At 62.2% G+C, this 2,676-nt stretch carries 5 protein-coding genes; all 5 read left to right on the top strand.

What is annotated here, in order from left to right; translation table 11 throughout:
• Nucleotides 1-276: Scr1 family TA system antitoxin-like transcriptional regulator (locus TR33_RS25610; RefSeq protein WP_042286055.1), on the top strand; the 276-nt coding region annotated here is incomplete at its 5' end.
• Entirely contained in the window at nt 273-452 is a 180-nt protein-coding gene (locus TR33_RS26270; protein WP_017535952.1) for a DUF397 domain-containing protein, read from the top strand. The genes TR33_RS25610 and TR33_RS26270, both read left to right, overlap by 4 nt.
• Before the next feature lie 303 nt (nt 453-755).
• Nucleotides 756-932 (top strand): DUF397 domain-containing protein, encoded by a 177-nt coding sequence (locus TR33_RS26275; protein WP_017536603.1) that lies wholly within the window; start codon nt 756-758, stop codon nt 930-932.
• Nucleotides 933-1,032: 100 nt separating this feature from the next.
• Nucleotides 1,033-1,431: a DUF397 domain-containing protein gene (locus tag TR33_RS25615; protein ID WP_017536604.1), complete on the top strand. Its 399-nt coding sequence runs from the start codon at nt 1,033-1,035 to the stop codon at nt 1,429-1,431.
• Nucleotides 1,432-1,618: 187 nt separating this feature from the next.
• Nucleotides 1,619-2,185, top strand: a complete 567-nt coding sequence (locus TR33_RS26800) for a hypothetical protein (RefSeq protein ID WP_152473018.1) — start codon at nt 1,619-1,621, stop codon at nt 2,183-2,185.
• Nucleotides 2,186-2,676: the final 491 nt, after the last annotated feature.

The raw sequence follows: 2,676 nt of genomic DNA on the forward strand, positions 1-2,676 counted from the left end.
CACATCGTCAAGCTGGCCAAGGACGATAAGATCCGGTTCCAGGTGATCCCGGGCGAAGTGCGAAGGCACTGTGGTCTCTGCGGACCGTTTCGCCTGATGACGATGAACGACAACCGCAAGATCGTCCGTATGGAACACACCCTGGGAGGCACTGCCTTCGACAAGGATGGTGAGATTGAGGAGATGGCGGAGTTGTTCGGGGCACTGCAAGCAGAGGCCCTGTCCCCCATCCGTTCCGTTGAGCTAATCCAGGACATCATGAAGGGCTTGAAATGAACGAACAGTGGGCCTGGCACACGTCATCCCACAGTGACGGTCGCGGTGGTGACTGCGTGGAGGTCGCGGAGGGATGTGAGACTCACGTCCGCGACACCAAGAACAGGGAGAGCGGCCATCTTTCCTTCCCCGCAGTCGAGTGGAGCGCGCTCCTTCGGGCGACATCATCTAGGTAACCGAGGCTGCTCATAGACCGACCCCCGCCAGGCTCGTTGGCGGGGGTCGGTCGTGTTCGTGCATCACCAGGGTAACTCCCCTACGTAACGACGCAAGGGGAGATATATCTGTTCGAGAAGAAACGAGGACTACTCCCCAGCTCGGCGGGGAAGAAGAAGTTTCGTACCTCCGCATCATCTCAGCCGAAGTCATGACCTGAGAACACCCCCGTCCCCCGAGCGCACGACCTCTCTCCCGCTCCCCCTGAAGAAGCCCCGCTCCGCAGCAGTCAGCCTCCGACCTCCGAAGAGAACGGACAGCTCATGACCAGCGAAATCACGTGGCACAAATCGTCCTACAGCAACGCTGCTGAGAACTGCGTAGAGGTGGCCGAAGGCCACACCACCCACATCCGCGACACCCAGAACCGCGCCCAAGCCCAGCTCAACATCCCCTCCTCAGAGTGGACCGCCCTGCTCAGCGCGCTCTCCAAGAACTAACCCTCCACAGAGGATTGGCCTCCGCTGCCCGAGGTGGCGGAGGCCGTCCCTGTCCCAGCCCTCTACAGTGACTCCCATACGTCACGACGCGAGGAGAGACATGAGCGACCGCGAGCAGTCGAAGAAGGATCTTCCCCCCGAGGCCATGGGGAACGAGAAGTGGCACGACACCACCGACGCGGTATGGATGCGCTCCTCACTCTCCGATCCCGAATCGGAGGCGATCGTGGAGGTCGCCGAGTTCGACGACGGTTTCCGTGCGGTGCGTGATGGCAAGTCGCCGGAGAAGGGCACGCTGTTCTTCACGCCCGCCGAGTGGGAGGCCTTCACCCTGGGTGCTCGCGATGGGGAGTTCGACATCCCCGAAGAGCATCTCACCGAAGAAGAGATCGCCCTCCAACGCGAACGCGCGAACCAGCCCGCCGCATGGGTACCCTCGCCGTTGCTCACCCCCAAGGCCCGCGAAGAATACGAACGTCGGCAGGCCGCGAAGGCCTGAGCCACACTCACAGCCAGGGGCAACCCGAAACCCCCGCATAGAAGGCCCCCACTCGGATTCTCGGCGAGCGGGGCCGCACTGCCCCACCAGCAGGGTCCGGGTGCCCCGGCTCCGAGAACATCCCACAGCCTGAGCTGATCCCCAAACCTGCCCGCGGCCCGGGGCAACCATCAACCGAGGAGGCGACATGACCCCCGAGATCGCAGTCGGTCTAATCGGCATGGGAGGAGCACTGGGAGGCGCACTACTTGGAGGAGCAGCCACCTTCGCTGGCGTCGTCTACCAACAGCAACGGCAAGCTCAACTTACCTTCGCCCAGCGGCAGACCGAGATCACAGACCGAGCACTAGAAGACGTCGTAACACAAGCTCAGGAACTGAAACGGCTCGCACTCGCCCAACCCCACACCGACTTCGAGTGGACTCCCCAGATGGGAGAGTGCGTGGAAGCCATCCGTGTCAGCACTTTGCGAGTCCCCTACAAGGAACTCCGCGAAACCATCGACGCTGCGTGCATGTGGCAGTTCGGGGCTGCATCTGAGATCACAGGGGGAGAGCAGGGCTTCGCTGAAATGCCGGGAGTCAAGGTTGTCGTTATGAGCAGCCAACTTCAGCAGGTGGTGGGCGCGTACTTGCGAGACGACTCCAAGGTGACTTTCCCCTTCATGTTGACCGAAGCCAAGAACAAGCGGAAGGAGTTCTACGAGGACCCCCTTCGCCTCATGAACGCCAGCGGTGAACAGCCAACCCTCTGAGCAGGTGCCCGTGAGGCAGTAACCAGGTTCCCGCCCCGCACGGCCGCCCTACCCCGCGACCGGACCAACCGTCCCCCGCAGACGGAGGTCCATCCCCACATGCGTGGGGCTCAGGTCCACGAACGCCTGGAGGCCTCCGTCAACGGCGGTCCATCCCCACATACGTGGAGCTCAGTGAGGGGGGCGGGGGGTAGGCCACAGGGTCTCCTTCGTGTTGGGGGCTGGTGGTGACTCTAGCGACGGCGCCCTTCATCTGACGCAAAACTGTTGTGTCTCATTACGGTCGCGAAGATGACTGTGAGTGCGGCCTTGAGGTGACAGTTGCTTAGTACTGCAACGACAGGTTGTTGCCTGTGCGTCTGTGATAGTGGCTCACCCGGGCACGCTGCTGGGACCGGCGTCTGAAGTGCGACCATTCCAGGACGTGCTCGACCGGGTGAGAAATCTGCGCCGCTACTCGGTTGAACAAACGGCGGATTTCGTTGACGCTC

Source organism: Nocardiopsis alba, from assembly GCF_000710955.1.
GTDB lineage: Bacteria > Actinomycetota > Actinomycetes > Streptosporangiales > Streptosporangiaceae > Nocardiopsis > Nocardiopsis alba.

Coding starts and splice junctions, on each gene's coding strand:
- TR33_RS26270 (WP_017535952.1), top strand. CDS start 273: ATGAACGAACAGTGGGCCTGGCACACGTCATCCCACAGTGACGGTCGC.
- TR33_RS26275 (WP_017536603.1), top strand. CDS start 756: ATGACCAGCGAAATCACGTGGCACAAATCGTCCTACAGCAACGCTGCT.
- TR33_RS25615 (WP_017536604.1), top strand. CDS start 1,033: ATGAGCGACCGCGAGCAGTCGAAGAAGGATCTTCCCCCCGAGGCCATG.
- TR33_RS26800 (WP_152473018.1), top strand. CDS start 1,619: ATGACCCCCGAGATCGCAGTCGGTCTAATCGGCATGGGAGGAGCACTG.